General features: G+C 58.1%; 19 protein-coding genes and 4 pseudogenes. 11 read left to right on the plus strand and 12 right to left on the minus strand.

Features of this window, described 5'->3' with window-relative positions; translation table 11 throughout:
- Positions 1-13: 13 nt before the first annotated feature.
- The 5 genes and pseudogenes from ACVW17_RS16025 (at position 14) to ACVW17_RS16045 (ending at position 2,774) form a co-directional block, all read left to right on the plus strand.
- Complete coding sequence (locus ACVW17_RS16025; protein ID WP_456797505.1) at positions 14-349, plus strand: hypothetical protein; 336 nt, start codon at positions 14-16, stop codon at positions 347-349.
- Positions 350-481: 132 nt separating this feature from the next.
- Positions 482-712, plus strand: a pseudogene (locus ACVW17_RS16030) (acyltransferase family protein); the annotation flags it as partial.
- 31 nt (positions 713-743) lie between these two features.
- The gene (locus ACVW17_RS16035; protein ID WP_456799037.1) at positions 744-1,244 is read left to right on the plus strand and encodes a hypothetical protein; all 501 of its coding nucleotides are present in this window, start codon (positions 744-746) and stop codon (positions 1,242-1,244) included.
- Positions 1,245-1,308: 64 nt separating this feature from the next.
- Positions 1,309-1,875 (plus strand): hypothetical protein, encoded by a 567-nt coding sequence (locus ACVW17_RS16040; RefSeq protein ID WP_456797506.1) that lies wholly within the window; start codon positions 1,309-1,311, stop codon positions 1,873-1,875.
- Positions 1,876-2,387: 512 nt separating this feature from the next.
- Positions 2,388-2,774: a hypothetical protein gene (locus ACVW17_RS16045; RefSeq protein ID WP_456797507.1), complete on the plus strand. Its 387-nt coding sequence runs from the start codon at positions 2,388-2,390 to the stop codon at positions 2,772-2,774.
- Between the two features lie 132 nt (positions 2,775-2,906).
- On the opposite strand, the pseudogene ACVW17_RS16050 reads toward ACVW17_RS16045, so the two are convergent.
- A pseudogene (locus ACVW17_RS16050) lies at positions 2,907-3,655 on the minus strand (oleate hydratase).
- 138 nt (positions 3,656-3,793) lie between these two features.
- Here ACVW17_RS16050 and ACVW17_RS16055 point away from each other — a divergent pair.
- Positions 3,794-3,919, plus strand: a complete 126-nt coding sequence (locus ACVW17_RS16055) for a hypothetical protein (protein ID WP_456797508.1) — start codon at positions 3,794-3,796, stop codon at positions 3,917-3,919.
- A 217-nt stretch (positions 3,920-4,136) separates the two neighbouring features.
- Here ACVW17_RS16055 and ACVW17_RS16060 read toward each other — a convergent pair whose 3' ends face one another.
- The 7 genes and pseudogenes from ACVW17_RS16060 to ACVW17_RS16090 all read right to left on the minus strand — a co-directional run bounded on the left by ACVW17_RS16060 (position 4,137) and on the right by ACVW17_RS16090 (position 7,433).
- Positions 4,137-4,523 (minus strand): terminase gpA endonuclease subunit, encoded by a 387-nt coding sequence (locus tag ACVW17_RS16060; protein ID WP_456798965.1) that lies wholly within the window; start codon positions 4,521-4,523, stop codon positions 4,137-4,139.
- A complete protein-coding gene (locus ACVW17_RS16065; RefSeq protein ID WP_456797509.1) occupies positions 4,427-4,882 on the minus strand; it encodes a terminase gpA endonuclease subunit in 456 nt (151 codons plus the stop codon). The genes ACVW17_RS16060 and ACVW17_RS16065 overlap by 97 nt, the downstream gene beginning before the upstream one ends.
- Positions 4,806-5,081, minus strand: a pseudogene (locus tag ACVW17_RS16070) (terminase gpA endonuclease subunit); the annotation flags it as partial. The pseudogene ACVW17_RS16070 and the gene ACVW17_RS16065, both read right to left, overlap by 77 nt.
- Before the next feature lie 166 nt (positions 5,082-5,247).
- Positions 5,248-5,580, minus strand: coding sequence for a phage terminase large subunit family protein (locus ACVW17_RS16075; RefSeq protein ID WP_456797510.1), 333 nt, complete (start codon positions 5,578-5,580; stop codon positions 5,248-5,250).
- A gap of 71 nt (positions 5,581-5,651) precedes the next feature.
- A pseudogene (locus ACVW17_RS16080) lies at positions 5,652-5,948 on the minus strand (phage terminase large subunit family protein); the annotation flags it as partial.
- Between the two features lie 315 nt (positions 5,949-6,263).
- On the minus strand, positions 6,264-6,773 hold the full coding sequence (locus ACVW17_RS16085; RefSeq protein ID WP_456797511.1) for a terminase small subunit: 510 nt from the start codon (positions 6,771-6,773) through the stop codon (positions 6,264-6,266).
- A gap of 84 nt (positions 6,774-6,857) precedes the next feature.
- On the minus strand, positions 6,858-7,433 hold the full coding sequence (locus ACVW17_RS16090) for a deoxynucleotide monophosphate kinase (protein WP_456797512.1): 576 nt from the start codon (positions 7,431-7,433) through the stop codon (positions 6,858-6,860).
- 464 nt (positions 7,434-7,897) lie between these two features.
- Here ACVW17_RS16090 and ACVW17_RS16095 point away from each other — a divergent pair, with 464 nt between their 5' ends.
- Both ACVW17_RS16095 and ACVW17_RS16100 read left to right on the plus strand, forming a co-directional pair.
- Complete coding sequence (locus tag ACVW17_RS16095) at positions 7,898-10,306, plus strand: hypothetical protein (RefSeq protein WP_456797513.1); 2,409 nt, start codon at positions 7,898-7,900, stop codon at positions 10,304-10,306.
- 329 nt (positions 10,307-10,635) lie between these two features.
- On the plus strand, positions 10,636-13,314 hold the full coding sequence (locus ACVW17_RS16100; RefSeq protein ID WP_456797514.1) for a hypothetical protein: 2,679 nt from the start codon (positions 10,636-10,638) through the stop codon (positions 13,312-13,314).
- 342 nt (positions 13,315-13,656) lie between these two features.
- Here ACVW17_RS16100 and ACVW17_RS16105 read toward each other — a convergent pair whose 3' ends face one another.
- The 3 genes from ACVW17_RS16105 to ACVW17_RS16115 all read right to left on the minus strand — a co-directional run bounded on the left by ACVW17_RS16105 (position 13,657) and on the right by ACVW17_RS16115 (position 15,371).
- Positions 13,657-14,781, minus strand: a complete 1,125-nt coding sequence (locus tag ACVW17_RS16105) for an oleate hydratase (protein ID WP_456797515.1) — start codon at positions 14,779-14,781, stop codon at positions 13,657-13,659.
- A 99-nt stretch (positions 14,782-14,880) separates the two neighbouring features.
- Complete coding sequence (locus ACVW17_RS16110; protein WP_456797516.1) at positions 14,881-15,075, minus strand: SDR family oxidoreductase; 195 nt, start codon at positions 15,073-15,075, stop codon at positions 14,881-14,883.
- Positions 15,072-15,371, minus strand: coding sequence for an SDR family NAD(P)-dependent oxidoreductase (locus ACVW17_RS16115; RefSeq protein WP_456797517.1), 300 nt, complete (start codon positions 15,369-15,371; stop codon positions 15,072-15,074). Before ACVW17_RS16115 ends, ACVW17_RS16110 begins: the two co-directional genes overlap by 4 nt.
- Here ACVW17_RS16115 and ACVW17_RS16120 point away from each other — a divergent pair.
- Positions 15,262-15,558 carry a hypothetical protein gene (locus ACVW17_RS16120; protein WP_456799038.1) on the plus strand — a complete coding sequence of 99 codons (297 nt, stop codon included), beginning with the start codon at positions 15,262-15,264 and terminating at the stop codon, positions 15,556-15,558. The genes ACVW17_RS16115 and ACVW17_RS16120 overlap by 110 nt on opposite strands.
- A gap of 121 nt (positions 15,559-15,679) precedes the next feature.
- On the opposite strand, the gene ACVW17_RS16125 is transcribed toward ACVW17_RS16120, so the two are convergent.
- Complete coding sequence (locus ACVW17_RS16125; protein ID WP_456798966.1) at positions 15,680-15,757, minus strand: oleate hydratase; 78 nt, start codon at positions 15,755-15,757, stop codon at positions 15,680-15,682.
- A gap of 511 nt (positions 15,758-16,268) precedes the next feature.
- Here ACVW17_RS16125 and ACVW17_RS16130 point away from each other — a divergent pair.
- Together ACVW17_RS16130 and ACVW17_RS16135 are read left to right on the plus strand one after the other, a co-directional pair.
- On the plus strand, positions 16,269-16,592 hold the full coding sequence (locus ACVW17_RS16130; protein ID WP_456797518.1) for a hypothetical protein: 324 nt from the start codon (positions 16,269-16,271) through the stop codon (positions 16,590-16,592).
- 295 nt (positions 16,593-16,887) lie between these two features.
- Positions 16,888-18,291 (plus strand): GGDEF domain-containing protein, encoded by a 1,404-nt coding sequence (locus ACVW17_RS16135; protein ID WP_456797519.1) that lies wholly within the window; start codon positions 16,888-16,890, stop codon positions 18,289-18,291.
- Positions 18,292-18,583 lie beyond the last annotated feature (292 nt).

Genomic DNA, 18,583 nt, shown 5'->3' on the forward strand with positions numbered 1-18,583 from the left:
GAGCGCCGAAACTATGCTGACCGAGCGTTGGCGCTTGAGCGCTGATATCGCTTACCTGCCCTGGACCGATTTCAAGGGACGTGACTACCGTCTCTTGCGCGACAAGACCACCTTTGACGAACACCACGGCAATGGTGGTGGCGGAGTCCAGATTGAAGGCGTGTTGTCCTACTTCCTCACAAAGAACATCAGCGTCGGCGTGGGTGGTCGCTATTGGGCCATGTGGACCAGTAAACGGGGCGACTCTCTGTGCAGCAGCAGCGGCGGCGTGGGTGAGCCGTCCGGATTTGGGAAGTACAGCATGGAGCGCTGGGGTACGTTCTTCCAAGCCTCCTATAAGTTCGATTGAAAGACCCATCAAAGTCGAGCTCCAGACTCCTCTCGACCCATCCGAAGCCGGCTCGTGAGTACCGACGTCGGCGCCACAATCGGGCGCCGACGTCGTGGGTATCCGCGCTGACCGGTATCCGCGGCAGCAGCAGTGGCATTGTCTCACGGCGGCAGCCTGTTCCTGCAGGGACCCAGTCTCTGGCTTGATATCAGCGCCGGGACGCTCGGCCTGCTCGGGATGTCCGTCTTCTTCACGCTGAGTGGTTTTGTCATTCAATATAACTATGACAGCTCGATTGTGGGCAGTCCGCGGAAAGCGATGCCGGACTTTCTCATGGCGCGCATAGTGCGAATCTATCCTCTGTTTGTTGCTCTCCTTCTCGTCGAATTACTGACCGGACCGAGGTCTGGCCGTGGCTTCTCGGAACCAAGGCGCCGGCAAGGAGTCTCAACGCACCTCGTCCCGTTTCAACACGGGATGGTTCAAAGCTGGTTTTTTCGCAAATGTCGCCGCTGTTGCGCCCGTCTGGCAATACGAAGAGGTCGGCATCGTCTCCTGGTCAGTGAGCACCGAATGGTGCGCCTATCTCGTTTTTCCGCTCGTTTGTCCTCTCCTTGCGCGGATCAGAACTGTGCCCGCCGCGGTTGTTTGCGCCATTGGAGCCGCTGCAATCGAGCTTGGCATCGAGCTTACGGTGCTCATGCTGCAGGGCCGCATCAACCTGTTTGCGCTTCGCGCCTATGGCACGGACGCGGCTCTGCCGAACCGGAAGCACGCTTATCCTCTGGATCGTCTGCTTTTTCGCCGTTTTGCAGGGTGTGGGAGTTCGTTCTCGGCTGTTGTCTGGCGCGGCTCCATGAAGTGTGGTCGGCGCAGAAGTTTAGACCGTCTCGCTCTCTGCTCAACATCATGACGATTGTGGGCGTCGGCGCGATTGGCTGGGTGTTCTGGTTCACCGGCCTCCATTTGGGGCGTCCATGAGCCTGTTCGATATTGCACGCAACAATATCGCGCTGGCGGCGCCGGTTGCGCTTATCCTTGTTGCTGGGCTCAGCCCAGCAGCACGGCTGTTGTCTGCAAGGTGGCTTGTCTTTCTGGGCGAGGCCAGCCTTGCCCTCTATCTTATACACATCATCATCTTCCGACGTTTTCCAGTGGTGCGTTGGGAAACGGCGAGCCAACTGCTTGGCCATATCGGCGCGCTCGCTCTTGCTTTCGCCCTGGCGGCTTGCGCTGCGATCCTGTTGCATTTCGGCTTCGAAGTGCCGACGGCGATCGTGGCGCCTATCGGGCGGCCTCGGCGGCACAGCGCTGGCTCCTCGTGCGATTGGGAACTGTCGGCTTTGCCGCGCTGGTTGGTGCGGCGGCCGTGTATGCACTGCGGGATGCGACCGGAGATGCCATCACGCAATCGGGTATTTCTGTTGTTTCCGGCACGTATGGCGGCAATTGCCGCTGGATGTCACCGCGCGGCGACGCCACGGATGCGCTTGCAGAAGCGTGTAATGGCAAGGGCGAATGTATGTTTCGTACAGATATGGTAGGGATTGCTGATCCTGCTCTGGGTTGCGCAAAGGAGCTTGTGGCGGCCTGGTTCTGCAAGGGAGACCGCAGCATTCGCTCCAGCTGGGCTCCGGATGCGTATGCTACGTCGTCGGCTCTGCAGCTCTCCTGTAACAAGGCGGCGCGCGATGATTGAGCCGCAGGCTGAACGCCATCCGGATCCCGTCCCCGAAGCGAGCATCTCCGACATCAGGGTGTTGCCATCGGCCGCCGCGCAAACGAGTCAGCACTTTGGTCATCGGGCAAAAAAGTTGAGCGCGTGACTTCCACTCGCCCGTGCGCTTCTAGTCGAGCCTGCGATCTGGCGAGAAGCGCCTTGAAGCTTAAGTCTCGATCGTCGCTTTGGATTTGGTCAGGACTCTGTTGCGACGCGCGATCAAACCTACCAAAAGAGGTAGGGGGCACATATTGGAGATCGTGTTACCCTCTGAAAATTGATGGGAGGTTGAGCCACGAAACCAATCACAACAGTTCTTCAGAGAGGAGATGCACAATGCCAGCGAGTATAGCCGAAGACGAGAAACGCCGTACACAACCAGGGCCGCAAGCGGCTCAGGCATCGGCCGCTGGGCCAAGTGGCGCCGCCGAGCACACTAGAGAGTCGACGGCAGCCTCGCGCGCTTCATTCGTGTTTCCAGAATGGCAGAAGTCGATCGAAGCAACGACAAACTTCTTCGCGGCGATGTTGAAAGACGGATTGAGATTGACTGCTTCCTCGTTGCACGATCACGCCAATTTTCTAAAAGTCGTTGCCGAGGTCAAAAATCCCTCCGAGTTGCTCAAAGGCTATCTGGATTTGGCGGAGCGATCTTGGTCGAGGTCGTTCAGTGAAGGATCGAAGGTGTTGGATAATCTCAAGATACAACAACATCAGCGGTGAGCAGTCGAATCGATCGATAATTGATATAAGTGAAGAGCTTGGGGCAGTCGCCTAATACTTCCCCAAGATCGCCTGATCAGCCAATTCTATTTGCAATGCGCTTTCGGTAGAAGCGAAGCATTCGTCGAGCGGTCAGCTCGTTGCGGCCATTGCTGACAACGGACACGAGGGCAAAGGCAGCAAAGCCAACCAGTCATTAATGCCCGCCCTTTGCATAAGGCCAGGATCGCAGCAGCGAACCGCTTCGCGGACGCCCAGGTGATAAAGCCGTTCCTGCATAATTTCCTCGCCGGTGCAGTGTTGCATTGACTTGTTCACCTAACCGCCGAGCCTATCAACAAGGAGCGAATAGAGTCGGACGAAGATCTATTGCTGCGGCTGGCGGTTTATGGTCCAACTGAGCAGCCAGCTTGAGTCCTTCGCCGTGACGATCCCTCCCGCGACGACCTTGCCCGCTGAACGGGTCACGTTTAGCGATCTTGTAGATATAAGCGGGAATGCGCGCGTCTAAAGTCCCGATGGTCGCGATTCCCATTTGGTTGCAGGAATATCGCCGGCGAAGACGTCCGGGCAGCCGAAGGCCGCGTCCTGCGCAGCTATGCGCCGTCGCCACAGATCCCAAGCGGGCGCGGCTCTTGCCCGAGCCTGGCGGGCGTGTGATGGTCTCCCTTGTCCGAGTTTTGAGTGAGCGAACCGATCGTCATGAATACAAGATCGTCGGCGCCGACGCCGGTACCGTCCACGACGCGATCCTCCAGCCAGTGAATGGCCGCGGCCTGCTTGCATCCGACTTTAGCGTCGAAATCGACTTTGGTGACTTCGACGTCGTAGCGGAGTTTAACGCTCTGCTCCAGCAGCCATTTGCACAGCGGCAGAACCATTGATTCATCCTGAGTATACTTAACTGAACTTCAACTCGCTGAAATCCAGCAGGCCGCCAATATGGAAAAAAAGTTGGTCAGGAGCTTGTGCGCGCCCTCGGGCTGTCCGAAGAGCACGGCACCGACGATGTCTAAAACATGGAGAAGGGCAAATCGGCCGTGTCCGGAACGATTGAGATGCTTCTGCGTATCTATCTCGCCGGTGGAGTGCCGCCTGACGATGTCGTGATCTTCAAGGACGTGGACCGCAAGCGCGCGCGCTAGACGTAGAGTGCTGCACTTAGGCTATTCATCCTTGGCAGTCGGTGTCTCCCGACCTTCGTATTCTCGGACCTTTTCTTGGAGCTCTCTCACTCGCGCGACAAGCCGCTTCTTGGACGTCAGCGGACTTCCGCCGGGCTTCCACATACGGCCCAAGGTCGCGCGAGCCTCGCGCACTTCGTCGCTTGACATCATGCTTCGACCCATAGCGCGACGCCGCCTATCTTTCAACGCCACGATTGCGGACGCGGCGTCTGCCGCCGCCCTGGGTCGAGGCCGTGATTTGCTCTTCGGATCGCGAGGCGCTGGTCGTTCGCGGCGCGGCATTGAGAATGTTCGCCGCCGCAGCCCGGAGGGCCGTCAAGCGACGCTCCATGTTGATGTCCAGCGAAAGCCGGGCGGCGATGTTGTAGACGCGCAAGTCGAGCGGTTCGTTCCGCTGATGGACCTTATGCCACTCCTTTGTAGTGAACCCACGCTTGTCAGTCTTCAAGATTGCCTTTTCGGCGGTCAGACCGTCGAAATACTTCTTGTCGTAGTTTTCGAGCATCGGAAAGTGGCAGTATCCAGGGCCGGGCTCTTTAATCTCCAACCGCTTGTAGTGCATATCCTTTGCCCGATCGACACCGAGGACAAATACCGTAACATTCTTGGCCTTATTGACCGTTCCTTCGCAGGCCAGATTGGGCGGTTTGCACCGGAGCGACCAATGATGGCGTAGACACAGCGAGCCATGCGCGTCCGCACGAAGTTGTAAATGTGCTGGGTGAAGTGACCGCCCGCGTCGATGCACGCCGCCTCGACCCTCATCTCTACACCGGCCGATGCTGAACGTGCGTAACAGCGCGCTATCGACGACTTCCCAAAAGCCCGGCGTGTTCGGTACGCCATAGTGGACCTTGTAGTCGAGCGACCACGACTCGTCGTCGAGCCCCCAACCGCACCACTCGATTTCGGCGCGATCATCCTGAATATCGACCGACGCTGTGACGGCCCCAACGCTTGATGGCAGGTAGTCAGCAGCGTTGTAGGCTTCACGGCGCTGATAGATCGAGTCCGGGTTGGCACGCTCGCCGCGCACTTCCCACGTTTTGGCGAGGCGCGTGTTGACCCACGTCTTCAGCCGCTCGGGGGGCTTCTTGGCCAGTACGAAGTCGCGCGCCATCTCGCCGAGCGCGCGCCAGGGCGATGCGATGCGGTTCAGGTGGAAGCCAGCGTGTCCCTTCACTTCCGGGCGCGTCGCGATCCAAATGCCCTTTACGATGGCGCGCAAGCGCTCGGCCTCGCTCCATCCGTAGTCGCAGACTTCGCCGGTCTCGCTATCGCTGTATTCACAATGGTAACGAGCAGCCAAAGGATCTCCGTCCGGCCACCGGACCTGCGGCCAGCGCAGATGTTGCCAGATGATTGCACTTCGGGCACGGGACAAAGAACCGACGCTGATCGCTTTCCTCATAAGACGACTCGATGCGCGAACCCCGCTTGATGGTCGGCGTCGAGACCAGGGCGATCTTGCGGTTCCAGAAGGTCGTCGTTCGCTCGATAGCGAGCGAGACAGGGTCGCCTTCTTTTCCCGCGCTCGCCTCATAGCGATCAACTTCGTCGCAGAGCAGGATACGGATCGGACGCGACGCCAGCGATGCGGGCGAGTTAGCGCCCGCCATCGTGATATGACCACCGCATACTTCTTGTGTAGGATAGTGTCTTCGGAATCGCGCGCATGGTTGCCCAGCTTCGCCGCGAGTGGCGGCGTATCGCGGATCATCGGCGCGAGACGATCCTTCGAGTACGCTTCCGCCATCTGCAACGTCGGTTGCAGGATCAGCATCGGGCAAGGATCGAGATGGGCGTGGAAGCCAGCTACGTTGTTGATGACTTCCGTCGTCACCGTCTGCGCCACGACCATACAAGTGATGATCTCGATGTCAGGATCAGCGAATGCGTCCATGATACCGCGCGACGGCTCAACGCGCGCGGTGGACCACTTGCCGGGCTCCGAAGATGCTTCCGGCGAGAGCACGCCGGTATTCATCCGCCCATTCGGAGACGGTCAGCTTCGGCGGCGGGCTGAAGCTCTGCGCGATGATCTCGCGAACCTGCGCACGAAGGAAGCCGGGCTTCATACGCGGCGTCGGTGTGGAACTCTTCGACGACCGCGACAGACATCAGACATCCGGCTTGCGGCTGTATGCGAAGCATCGCTGCCGTGCGTCGGTCGGTTCGCCGTAGTGAATGGACTCGATGGCGCTGGCACACGTCGTTCCAACCACCTTCCTGCTTCCATCCGGTGCAGACTTCACAAATGTTCGGGGGCCACCTCATCCACGATGGGCGGAACGGCGTGGACTCACTCGACATCGTCGTCCTCGCCGTCTTCTTCGATGAGCGCGTCCACGGCTGGCGGCTCAAGGTGGGGCTCTTCTTCCGCGCCCACGATGGGCTCGTAGGACTTAATCTCGCCCAACGCCTCAAGGATCAGCCGTTCGACCTCGTTGACGAGCTTCTTCGTCTGCTCGGAAGTGCCGACTTTGAGATGGATCGCAGGCCATACCTTCGAGGGGATGCCGAGTAGTCGCGCCCACGCGTTCGCGATCTCATTCGAGAGGACTTTGGCGATCATATCGATGGGACGCACCAAGCCCATCTGCCTCGCCAGTTCTAGTTCAGCCGTCTTTGCGCGCGCGATCTCGTAACGCAGCTTGGCCTTGTCGATGGTGATGTTCTCTTCGCCGTCCTTCACGGACGCGGCGGTGTGCGCCTTGCGCTCGGCTCGCTCGCGCACCAGTAACCACTTCAGAACTTCTTCGGTATCGAACTCGAACTGCTTTCCGCGACTGCCGTGGGTCTTGACGGGCATCCCGTTCTCGACCCATGCCGGTAATCGTCGGCAGCGAGTAGCCGAAGATGTCGGCAAGCTCTTGCCGGTTGACGAGCTTGCCCATCAGACGAGCCCGCGACCCACCCTGGCGGCGAGATCGGCGACTACAATGTCCATCTGGCGGAAGGTGGACTCCATGTCGCTCTGGTAGTTGAGGACCGAACGATGCGCCTTGACTTCGAGTTGCGCCTTCTCGGTCCGGTGATCTTGCGGGATCAGGCCGGGGCGCACGATCTCGACGACAAACCCGCCCATGCGGTCGATGGCCTCGCCCTCATTGGCGTGCCGCACATCCTCGAACACGACACTCTGCGGGTTCTCGATGTAGAGCTTGTCGGCCTCGGTGCCGATCCAGAACTCGGACCCCATGAAATCGCGGCCCCGGAGGCCGCCGAACCCTTCCATCGCGCGCCGGGGCGACCGTCCACCAAGCCAGGGCGTCGGCTTTTCCTTCAGATCGCCTTCGATCATGCGCTCGATGGTGGCGGCGTCGCAGTGTCGGTAGCGAAGATAGGCGCGCAGCATGTCCTTCAGCGCGCCAGCGAACCGGCCACGCACGAACCCGTGCCGCTCGATGAGATGGCGGGCCACGGTGGTCTTGCCGGACCCGATGAAGCCCTTGATGCCGATAACGATCATTGAGTGAAAGCTCCTTAGAGCTTCCGGTGTAAATCCGTATTACTTTCTTTCGAGGCCGATCCGGTATCCTTTCAGGCATCGACGGACGGAGATCGCCGACAACCGCGAATTTGGCTCGGAAAATCGCAATTCGATGTTTTTCGGTTGCATGGCCATTCCCCTCTCCCTGCAACCGATCCGAGAACAGAAAGTCACTTTGATTTTTTTGCATCTAGCCAGGGGGGCGGGGTCGCGCGTCACCCGCATGGGTAGGGCCCTAGGGAGGACCCAAAGCGTTACAACCTGTGAGATGTTCGAAGCTCGCAGTAGGTGCGAAGACCTAGCTCATTGAGCAGATGCTGATCCCCAGCGATGTCAGCTCCGAGGTCGGCGGGTGCGACCGCTACGAGACAATGCCCCGTCAGGTTCTCGAAAGTTTGCCCGAGTAGGAGACTTGGTGAGGTGAGTTTGAACGTGAGGCTAACGTGGACCCGCACCACTTTGATCCATTCAATGTAGCAGCTTGGCAGCAGGTCCAGCAGGCCGTCTCGGAAGAGCCGCAGACGGGCGAGACCGGTCAATTTGAGCGGCAACTGGCTCAGGCAAGCCAAGCCGCTCCCGTTGCCAGCGAGCACCGGGCCACCAGCTATCCCCATGATGTCCAACCATCCGTTGGTGAAACGCCCGATGCACGCGCCAGGAGCAATCTCCTGCCGAGCGAAGGTGTCCTTATCAATGACGAGCATGACGAGGCTAGATCGAGAGCAGCGAAGGGACGGAGGGCGCCGCCCGATCTTGAAGAGGTTGTGATATACCGACAATCAAGCGCGACCGCAACTTCAGGAGAAAGTAGTGGTGCTCCGCAGGTTGTAGCAAGAGGCGTCATCGTCCGAGGGCATTCGGACAACCGGCCCCTTTATTCCGAGGATGCTGCCGTCCTGGAGCTTGAGCAAGCCCTCTTAAAGGGCGGCATGCACAGCCGAACGGCGCATGAACACGAAACCCGCCTCATTAACTATAGCCGTTGGCTGTTCGAAAATAACCTACCAGGCATTGTCGCTCGGCTCGACAGCAAGTCGCTGATCGCCGACGGTGCCATACACACGTACGGTGGGAGTACTGCGAATCTTCTTAAATCCTTGGGTTATTTCCGGACCTTTCGGGCGACGGGAGAACTCGTCCTGCGTAGAGGGCGCCCTAGCGCTAAGCGCGATAGCTCTTCCCAGAGCGTGCCCCTCAATGCCGAAAGCCCGGTGCAGATGGAACAGCGGCGCATCGACGCCAGCTCTGGCCGCAGGGGCCCTGGCCATCCCCAAAGGGGCCCTGGTCATCCCCAACTGCCGATGGAAGACCGGAACCTTATTGATAGCGCGATGGCTAAATATGTGGCTCAGGAAAACCCAAAACCTCGAACGGTTAGAAATTATGCTCAGGCACTTCGTCGACTAGCGAAGGATCTCCGCGCTCGCGGCCAAACGACCAATCTAGCGGACCACGAGTCCCTGCTCGAACACGCAACTACTTACTTTCCGAAAGACCGACAGATTAAGGGTGGGCTGAGCGTCCTTCGTGCGCATGACACCTATCCCAATCTATCTAAAGAAGACCGGGACCTTATCGATAGCGTGATGAGTGAATACACGGCTCAGAAAAAGCGGAAACCGAAAACGGTCAGACGCTATACGCAGGCACTTCGTGAACTTGGGAATAATTTCCGCGCTCGCGGCCAAGCGACCAATCTAGCGGACCACGCCTCCCTGCTCGAACACGCAACTACTTACTTTCCGAACAACGCACGTATGACGGCAGTGGTGAGAATCCTTCGTACGCACGTTGAAACCTATCCCCATCTATCGATGGAAGACCGTAATCATATCGATAGCGCGATCGCTCAATACGCGGCTCAGGAAACACGGAAACCTAGGACGGTTAGACGCTATACGCAGGCACTTCGTCGCCTCGTGAATGATCTCCGCGCTCGCGGCCATACGACCGATCTAGCGGAACACGAGCCCCTGCTCAAACACGCAGCTGCTTACTTACCGGAAGACCGAAAGATTAAGGCAGGGCTGAGCATCCTTCGTGCGTATCATGACCCCAATCATTTAGTTTCTCGCGGGCGACCGCGCGCGGCCTCCTCAGCGAAAGACGCGTCTGACGATGTCCAACAATCCCTTGGCGAAAGGCCGGATGCACGCGCCATGGGCAATCTCCTGCCGAGCGACGGCGTCCTTATGAATCATGAACATGATATCGCCCAATCGAGAGCAGCGAAGAGACAGAGGACGCTGATCAATCCTCCTCCCGGCAACGTGGCGCTCGTCAATCCCGAAAGCGCGGTCATGCCGTCGGCAGTCTCCGACCCTCCAGAGGAGCTTCAGCGACCGCAAAACCAGTTGCATGACGACCCTCACGGACCAGGACACAACCATCCTGCTCTGTCGTCCACCATCGATCCCCAAGAGTTTACTTCGGATCGCGAGCCGCCCTCTCCAGAGGAGCTTCTGGCACCGCTTGATGAGGAGCAGGCAGAGAAACTCCAGGAAGAACGGGACGATCAACGCTCCTCGTCGGCTTTCATGCAAGAGCAAACCGCATCCTGTTCAGGGCAGCTCCCTCGGGGAGAGCTTCGGCGAGTGCTAGATCATCTGGAGAACGACGCCATGCCGTCGGCAGCCTCCGTCGCTCCAGAGGAGATTCAGCGTCTGGAAAAGCAGTTGCATGACGAGCTTCGCGGGCTAGGAAACAATCATCCTGCTCTGTCGTTCTCCATCGAGCCGGAAGAGTTTACTTTTGATCTCAAGCAATTCTCTCCAGGGGAGCTTCAGAGACTACTTGATGAAGAGCCCGCAGAGGAGCTTCAGGAAGGGCGAGATGACCACCCGCCTATGTAGCGGACGATCGGCGCGACAATGTCTGACACGATCCCGTTCATGACTCGTCCGCCAGTACTGCGGCGCGCTGATCCTGAGCAGGCGCCGGGGTGGGGACGCCACCCGAGTGGGGAAGGGTCTCGTAGTGCCCAAAGTGTTACAACTCTGCGAAATGTTCGAAGCTGCCAGTAGGCGCGAAGAGCCCAGATCATGAGGAGACGCTGATCCCGAGCGATGTCGTTTCAGAGGTTGGCCGGTGCGACCGGTACGTGACCAGCGGCCCCGTCAGGTTTTCGAAAGTTTGCCCGCCCACAGTGACTTGTTCGGATGATCCTGAAGGTGAGGTTAGCGTGGACCCGCAACACTTTAATGCATTTAATGTACCAGCTTCGTCGCATGTGCAGCACGCGGTCTCCGAAGCGCCGCAGAGGGACGAGGCCGTGCAATTTGAGCAGCGCTTGGCCGAGGCAAGCCAAGCCGCTCCCGTCGCCATCAGGGACCCCGCCTATCCCAATCTGTCTACAGAAGACCAACACCTTATCGAGCGCGTGATCACTCAATATAAGGCTCAGAAAAAGCCAACACCTGGAACGGTTAGACACTATACGCAGGTACTTCATAGACTGGTGAATGATCTTCGCACGCGCGGCCAAACGACCGATCTAGCGGACCATGAGTCCCTGCTCGAATACGCAAATACTTACTTTCCGAACGACTCAAATATTAAGGCGGGGCTGAGGGTTCTTGGTGCGTATCATGGCATTGACTCCAACTACCCCCATCTGTCTCCGGAGGACCTGAGCCTTATCGATAGAATAATTACTCAATATGCGCCTCACAAAAGCGTACTACCTGCAACGGCTACACAGTACTCTACGGCACTTCGTCGACTGGCGAATGATGTCCGCGCTCGCGGCCAAACAATCGATCTAGCGGACCACAAGTTCCTGCTCGATCACACAAATACTTACTTCCCGAAAGACGAATATATGAAGAGAGGGCTAAGCGTCCTTCTTGCATATTATGGCCGTGACCCCGCCTATCCCAATCTGTCTACAGAGGACCGAAACCTTATCGATCGCGTCATTACTCAATTTGCGGCTTGGAAAAACCCAAAACCTGAAACGGTTGAACGTTATACTCGAGCGCTTCGTCAACTGGCGAATGATTTCCGCGGTCGCGGCCGAACGACCGATTTAACGGACCACAAGTCCCTGCTCGAATACGCAAATGCTTATTTTCCGAACAACGGGCAGATGAGGTCAGTGGTAGGAGTCCTTCGTAAGTATTATGCCCCCGATGATAACGCCGCTCCTTCGAGAGCAGCGAAGAGACTGAGGACGCTGAACGATCTGGAAGAGATTGCGGTATACCGACAACCAAGTGCAAACGTCGCTTCAGAAGGAAGTAGCGCAGCGCCGCAGGTTGACTCAAGAGGCGTCATAATCCGGGGGCAGTCGGACAGGCGGCCTGTTTATTCCGAGGATGCTGCCGCCGTCTCGGAGCTTGAGCAGGCGCTCATCAAGGGCGGCATGACCTCCAGATGGGCAGGGCAGCTTGGAAGCAGCCTCGTTGGCTTTAGCCGCTGGCTGTTCGAAAACAACAGATCGAGCATTGTTGCTCGGCTGGACCGCAAGGCGCTGAGCGACGATGGTGCCATACTTAAGTACAAAGGAGGGAATAATGCCACTCTCCTCAAAGCCCTGGAATATTTCCACACCTTTCGGACCACGGGAGTGGTCGTGCCCACGCAACCCGGTCGCGCAAGCGCTAAGCTTAATGCTTCCGACCAGAACGTGGCGCTCAATCCAGAAAGCGCTGTGCAGATGCTACCGCGGCGCATCGACGACGCCGCTGCGCAGCACAGCGCGCGGCACGAAGCGAGTACTCGGCTAGAGGAGCTTGGGGAGGGACAGGACGGTCAACACGCCCCCTGGTCTCTCATTCAGGAGCAAACCGCATTGGATACAGAGCAGCTCCCTCAGGGAGAGCTTCGGCGAGTGCTGGATCATCTGGATGATGAAGCCATGCCGCCGCCAGCCTCCCTGGCTTCAGAGGAGCTCCAGCGGCTGGAAAAACAGTTGCATAACGAACTTCACGGGCCTGGAGACAATGATCCTGCTCTTTCGTTTTACATCGATCCGGAAGAGTTTACTTTGGACCGCGAGCTGTTCTCTCCAGAGGAGCTTCTGCGACCGCTTGATGACGAACCTGCAGAGGAGCTTCGGCGTCTGGAGAGACAGTTGCATGACGAGCTTCACGCGCTAGGAGCCAATCATCCAGCTCCGTCGGTCGATCCGGAAGAGTTTACTTTGGAGCTCGAACAGTTTTCTCCAGGGGAGCTTCGGCAACTACTTGATCACGAGCCGGCAGAGGAGATTCAGCAAAGGCGACATGATCACCTGGCCCCGTCAGCTTCCGCGCAAGCCGGATTGGATTCAGAGCAGCTCCCTCAGGGGGAACTTCGGCGAGTACTGGATTATCTGGATGATGAAGCCATGCCGTCGGCAGTCTCCGTTGCTTTAGAGGAGTTGCAGCGAATAGAAAAACAGTTTCCCGACGAGCCAAGAGTCAATCATCCTGCTTTGTCGTTTCCTACTGATCCGGAAGACCTCACTTTAGATCGCGAGCTGTTCTCTCCAGAGGAGCTCCTGCGACCGCTTTCCGACGAGCCAGCAGAGGAGCTTCAGCAAAGTCGAGATGATCAACCCGCGCCATCGGCTTTCGTGCAGGCGCAAGCCGCATCCCACTCAGAGCAGCTTCCTCAGGCGGCGCTTCGGCGAGTGCTGGATCATCTGGAGGATGAAGCTATGCCGTTGCCAGCCTCAGTCGCTTCGAATGAGCTTCAGCGTCTGGAAAAACAGTTGCGTGACGAGTTTCACGGACTTGGAGACAATCATCCTGCTCTGTCATTTTCTGTCGATCAGGAAGACCTAACTTTTGATCTCGAGCGGTTCTCTCCGCGGGAGCTTCGGCGACTACTTGATGAAGAGCCCGCAGAGGAGGCGAAATGTCATCCACGCATGTAACGAATGATCGGCGAGACATTGCCGGACACGATCCCCTCGTCCACTTCCGCCCCAGTGGAGGGTAGGGGAATCGCATATGGAAAAACGCGAAGCGCGATCGGCACTTGTAACGAACACGTTCGAGATGCGTAGCTCCAACTTCGCGGTCCGATTCCGTTTTGTTCTCGATCTGATTCCGCGGCTTGGCAGTGTCGCGCAACCGCATCGCCGACTAAGCCGCGGAATAGACGCGGGATTTCCATATGCGATAGCCCTACAGTGGAGGGGGGGAGTGGTGTCAATTTCGTGGTGGCCCCTTCCGACGCCACGGGGGTGAAGTTGATTCCGTCATGGACCCTTCCCTCACCGGCTCGATGCGTTGAAGATCGCGCGGAAGAAGTGATGCTCGAAGCGCGCGTGAACGACACCCTTCACGGTGCCAAAGAAATCCCAACTCTCGCTGATGACGGTATTGTCCTGAACCTTGGCGATGAATTGTAGCGGCGTGCGCTTTCTTCGTCTTGCGACGCGCGACGAACACACTGCCGCCCTTGCCGACGATATGGAACGGCTTTCGCTTGTTGCTTCCATGCGCTTCAACCGGCGGCGGACCACCGTATGGATTTGCGCGCCGCCAATCGATCCGTAGGGCTGAATGAGAATGCCGCCAGACGCGAGACGGCCGCGACAATCGCGCTTTGCGCGGATGGATAGCGGGTTGTCTGGAAACTTCTCCTTGCCTGCGCCGATGACGTGACGCTCCATGTACTTGTCGATGGAGACGACCTGGGCGTTGAGGCTGTTCCCGTTCGCCGGTTTAATCCGGATGCCGTTGACGATCCACGGGCGGCGCAGAACGAAGTGGCTCGGGATTTCCGCCTTCGAAGAGCATGGTTGACGTTGTCGAACCACTCTCGGAGTTCCTGGAAAAGGTTCACGAAATTCGGATGGCGAAGCGGCACTCAATGAGTTGATTGCAGTCTTTCTCGCCTCCCGCGAGGAGACGGAAAACAAGCGCATCGACAAAGTATTCGGAAGTGATTTCCTGAACGGCAATTTCCGGCTGGCGCACGATGTCCGCCTTTCAGGAATGGCATTCTGCTCTCGAAAAGTTTTATCTGGCTCAGCCTGAAAGGCCGTCGGTGCGCCCATCCTGGCCCTGATCCACGGTCGCTCGGTGCGGCGAGTAGTTCCGATCATCTTTGTTAACCAGTAGAATTCGTCGAGGACGCTTGCACCTTCTACTTCGAGCGAAGAAACGATCGGAATAAAAATCCACTCGAAATGGTCCTCCATTTCGCGGCCACCCCGGATCACGAATCCGCTTTCCAGGTCTTGGCTGCCGTCGAGCGCCCCACCCGGTCTTTTCAGCCTTTCCAAGATGGTGATCCGATCGCCGCTCATATGGCCATCGCGGATCAGAAAGGCTGCGCCGGAAAGCGCTGCCAGGCCTGCACCGACGAACCACGCCGTCTTATGTCCGTCCACACCTTCGGGTTTGGGGGGACGGACAAATGCTTCGTAATTTCCGCTACTATATTACATGGAACACTCCGTCCGGGTGCAATTGACGATCCGTTGGGCTGATCAGAAAATGTTCTCGGGCGCCGGGGATTTGCGCGGGACGCCGACCGTCGGGCCGCCATCGATGACGATTTCGGAACCAGTGAGATAGCTGGACTCATCGCTGAGTAGGAACAAGATTGCCTGCGAGACTTCCTGCGGCTCGGCTGACCGGCCGAGCGGAACGGGGAAAAGCGAGGACTCGAAGGTCTCGGTCATCGAGTGGCGATGAAGCCGGGACGGATCGAGTTGATGCCGACCCCTGAGGCCGCGGCCTCCAGCGCAGCGGATTTGATTCTGCTCCGAACGCCAAACTTGGAAGCTCGATAGGCATTGAGGCCGGCACTGCCTCGCCCCCCTCGACCGACGAAATGTTGACCATCGGGCCTCCGCCGGCACGGCCTGATGGCCGGCAAGGCCGCCTGCATTCCAAGGAATACACCGGTCAAATTAACGGCGATGGTCTTGTTCTCCAAAGAGAACTCCTCAAGGGGGCCATACTGGCGATCCCGCATTGTTGACTGGCCCGTACAGAGCGTCGAGTCGCCGTTCGGCGCTTACGATCGCTTCGGTCCACTCCCCCGACTGGTTATTGCCCTGACGTACACAGATGGCGGATTCGCCAAGCCGGGCGGCAAGACCTTGGCCTTGTGTATGCAGAATATCAGTGATTACGACCTTGGCTCCCTCGGCCACCAATAGACGGCATGTGCCGCGCCCATTCCGCGAGCTGCGCCCGTCACGAGAATGACTTTGTTGTTCACACGTTCCATGACAGAATCCTGCTTCCGGCCGTTGATCAGTGGCGTCCTCCACGGAACTCTCAGGATTGGCCGATGAAGGCGAGATTGCGCGACCCATTTGGAATGACCTCAGGTCGGTCGGACCTCGCGCGCGGCATGAGCTGAGCCGTACGCGAATCACATCTCCCGGACGAATCCCTGCAAGATCATAAGCAGCAACTGCGCCGCGTTGATCAGGAACAATCGAAGTCATGCCACCAGAGCTTCGCAGCGCGCAAAAACTAATTGGAGGCATTGCTTGAAGACGGAATGGAAGAATAATCATGTAGGGTTTCTGACTTCGCCGTCTTCAACCAGGCAGGGGCGGCAACACAACAGTTCATGTTCTGCCCGTGGGGGCCTGTGCCGACGTTATACCAACGTTCCAGGACGACCAGCTTGGCCAGTTCCAAATAACCAGGGATACCGACTATTCTGCAACACCGCGCGATTTGGCGCGCTTACACCGAAGCGGCACCGCATTTTCTATGTGCTGAAAACTATCTGGCAGGCTCCAAATATTAGCCGCCTACAAGAGTTGGGAGGCCTAGCTCAAACCGCTTTTGTATATAGCTGAAGCCTGACCTGCCTTTCGGCGCGGGGACCAACAGCAGATAACGGAGGCCACAGATGGCACACAAAAAACTCGTCAATCAAAGTGGACTTGCACTTACGGTGTCGCTCATCACGCGCGTCGGCTCAGAGCCGAACCAGTCCGGGCCAATCGTCGCAGCGGCGCTACCGGTGGGTGGGAAGCAGACGATTGAGTACGGTAATGCGCAGAATCCTTTTCTCAATGGGCTTGTGATTTCCTCATCTTCCGATGGTGCGTTTTCGAACGGGTCTCAGATCGTGACGAACCGAGGCAGCAGCTGGGATACCCTACTGAACACGCACGATACCCTTACCTTTAGCGGAGCGGGTGGACTGAACGTGGTGGGCTCGAACACATAACCCGTCAGGCGCCAGCGATCCCGCCGCGGCGGAATTCGGCCGCTTGTAGATGACAAGCTGACGCTGGCGCCCCGCCATCCTGCTCAAGTGGGTGCCGCAGATGGACCGAAAGGTGAAGCTCATGACCTCCGCGCTCGTCAGCAGTGATCATCCGCGTCGGGCTGATAGATTGTGTTCGGAGGAGACGAACCAGTGATGCCTTCACCTTGTACAGCAGGACTCCAAGATCTCTGAAGAAAAGCTCATGAGTTCATGAAAGGGCCGCGTGGGTCATCTTGGAATGACGGTATAACATATGAGTACCAATCTTACGGTGCACGAGTCGCCCAACACGTTGCGGCTGGTCACAGAGGCCTATACGAGCCTTCTCATCATCGGCCTCGCTCTCCTGCCCACTCAGTTCATCGCTTATCTTTATTTCCAGCAAGATCCCGCGCTCAAGTTTGAGGATCACCTCTTCCACGAGCTCGCCATCGCCGTCGCCACCCTCGAGGGGCTGTTCGTCACGTACGTGACTTGGCGTTGCTACCGGTCTTCAGGCGAGCCTCTGTTGCGATGGTTGACGCTTGGTTTTTTGGCGTTCGCGCTGATCTATTCGCTGCATGGTGCCTTCACCGGGATGGCACACCGCAATATTTGGCTTTTTCTGCTCTATGGGCCGGCTTCGCGTCTAGCGATGTCGATTTTGCTCTTCGTTGGGCTGCTCAGCTACAGTCAGCCGTCAGATGAGTTCGAGACGCGTTCGGACGCACGCGCATGGCTGATGTGGATTGGCCTGTTCCTAGCGATGGACATCGCCGTCGCACTGCTCGCCCATTCTTCATATGCAGGGCACCCAGCGGTTCGCTTGTCCTTGGAGGGCGGCGCATTGTTATTCAGTGTGCTCAATGTCTTGGTCATGCTCATGCGACGGATTCACTCGCCGCTCATGCTTGTTTTCGGCGTTTCCGTCGCGTGGTTCGCGCTATCGTCGCTCGCATTCATTCTGGCGGCGCCATGGAATCATATGTGGTGGCTAGCCCATGCGATCTTTGCTGGCGGCTTCTTTTTTCTCAGCTACGGAGTTGTCCAGGCCTTCCGAACAACGCAATCGTTTGCGACCATCTATAGCCAGGAAGAAATGACGGCCCGCCTGGCCCAATCAATGGCCGACACCCAAAAGGCGCTCCAGCAAGTGCAGATGAGCAATCAAAGGTTGGAGCGGCTTGCCGCCACCGATCCACTGACTGGTGCCGGGAATCGGCGTCACTTCATCGAGCATATCGGCGCCGAGATCGCGCGGGCCAAGCGGACTGGAGCCCCATTGTCTCTGCTATCGCTCGATCTGGACCATTTCAAGGATATCAATGACTCCCGCGGCCACAGCGTCGGCGATGAAGTCCTGCGCGTCTTCGTACGAAAATGTCTGGAGGCGATTCGGCCTTACGACTCTGTCGCACGCGTGGGCGGCGAAGAATTCATGGTATTGCTTCCGGGGGCGACGCTCGACGCGGCTAGCGCGGTAGCCGAGCGCGTTCGGTCCGTGATCGAACGCACCGCATTCGACGTCGGAGCCGAACCGTCGGTTGGTGTCACTATCAGTGCTGGGGTGTCGGAGTTCGGGCGCGATGGAGACACGCTCGACCAGTTCTTGAACGTCGCCGACCAGCGGCTCTATCGCGCAAAGTTTGAAGGTCGCAACCGTGTGGTAGTCGCTTAGGGTGTCGTTGACCGCGCGCTTCGCCTCAATCCGCCTTGGCCCGACGCCGGTTCTCGCCGTCATTCTCCGGGTCAGAGCCACAACCCTACTAACAGGTATTCGGTCATGGTCCATCAATTGCAATGTTTGCGGGTGAGTTCGCACCGAAACAGGTTGCGGCCACTAGCCGCCGAAGCTGCCATATCGTTGCTTCGCTCAGGCGCTCGAGAGCCTTCGCTCCGTCGATCGCTCAGTTGCCGATCGCCTCACCACGCCCGGCGCGCGTCGCCGCTTCAGGCAATTGGCAGAAGGG

Source organism: Bradyrhizobium sp. USDA 4473, from assembly GCF_054063335.1.

What these genes read in the sequence shown, in the direction of transcription:
- ACVW17_RS16025 (WP_456797505.1), top strand. Translation starts at nt 14, where the DNA reads ATGCTGACCGAGCGTTGGCGCTTGAGCGCTGATATCGCTTACCTGCCC.
- ACVW17_RS16040 (WP_456797506.1), top strand. Translation starts at nt 1,309, where the DNA reads ATGAGCCTGTTCGATATTGCACGCAACAATATCGCGCTGGCGGCGCCG.
- ACVW17_RS16045 (WP_456797507.1), top strand. Translation starts at nt 2,388, where the DNA reads ATGCCAGCGAGTATAGCCGAAGACGAGAAACGCCGTACACAACCAGGG.
- ACVW17_RS16055 (WP_456797508.1), top strand. Translation starts at nt 3,794, where the DNA reads ATGGAGAAGGGCAAATCGGCCGTGTCCGGAACGATTGAGATGCTTCTG.
- ACVW17_RS16060 (WP_456798965.1), bottom strand. Translation starts at nt 4,523, where the DNA reads ATGCACTACAAGCGGTTGGAGATTAAAGAGCCCGGCCCTGGATACTGC.
- ACVW17_RS16065 (WP_456797509.1), bottom strand. Translation starts at nt 4,882, where the DNA reads ATGATCGCGCCGAAATCGAGTGGTGCGGTTGGGGGCTCGACGACGAGT.
- ACVW17_RS16075 (WP_456797510.1), bottom strand. Translation starts at nt 5,580, where the DNA reads ATGGCGGGCGCTAACTCGCCCGCATCGCTGGCGTCGCGTCCGATCCGT.
- ACVW17_RS16085 (WP_456797511.1), bottom strand. Translation starts at nt 6,773, where the DNA reads ATGCCCGTCAAGACCCACGGCAGTCGCGGAAAGCAGTTCGAGTTCGAT.
- ACVW17_RS16090 (WP_456797512.1), bottom strand. Translation starts at nt 7,433, where the DNA reads ATGATCGTTATCGGCATCAAGGGCTTCATCGGGTCCGGCAAGACCACC.
- ACVW17_RS16110 (WP_456797516.1), bottom strand. Translation starts at nt 15,075, where the DNA reads ATGACCGAGACCTTCGAGTCCTCGCTTTTCCCCGTTCCGCTCGGCCGG.
- ACVW17_RS16120 (WP_456799038.1), top strand. Translation starts at nt 15,262, where the DNA reads ATGGCCGGCAAGGCCGCCTGCATTCCAAGGAATACACCGGTCAAATTA.
- ACVW17_RS16115 (WP_456797517.1), bottom strand. Translation starts at nt 15,371, where the DNA reads ATGCGGGATCGCCAGTATGGCCCCCTTGAGGAGTTCTCTTTGGAGAAC.
- ACVW17_RS16125 (WP_456798966.1), bottom strand. Translation starts at nt 15,757, where the DNA reads ATGCCGCGCGCGAGGTCCGACCGACCTGAGGTCATTCCAAATGGGTCG.
- ACVW17_RS16130 (WP_456797518.1), top strand. Translation starts at nt 16,269, where the DNA reads ATGGCACACAAAAAACTCGTCAATCAAAGTGGACTTGCACTTACGGTG.
- ACVW17_RS16135 (WP_456797519.1), top strand. Translation starts at nt 16,888, where the DNA reads ATGAGTACCAATCTTACGGTGCACGAGTCGCCCAACACGTTGCGGCTG.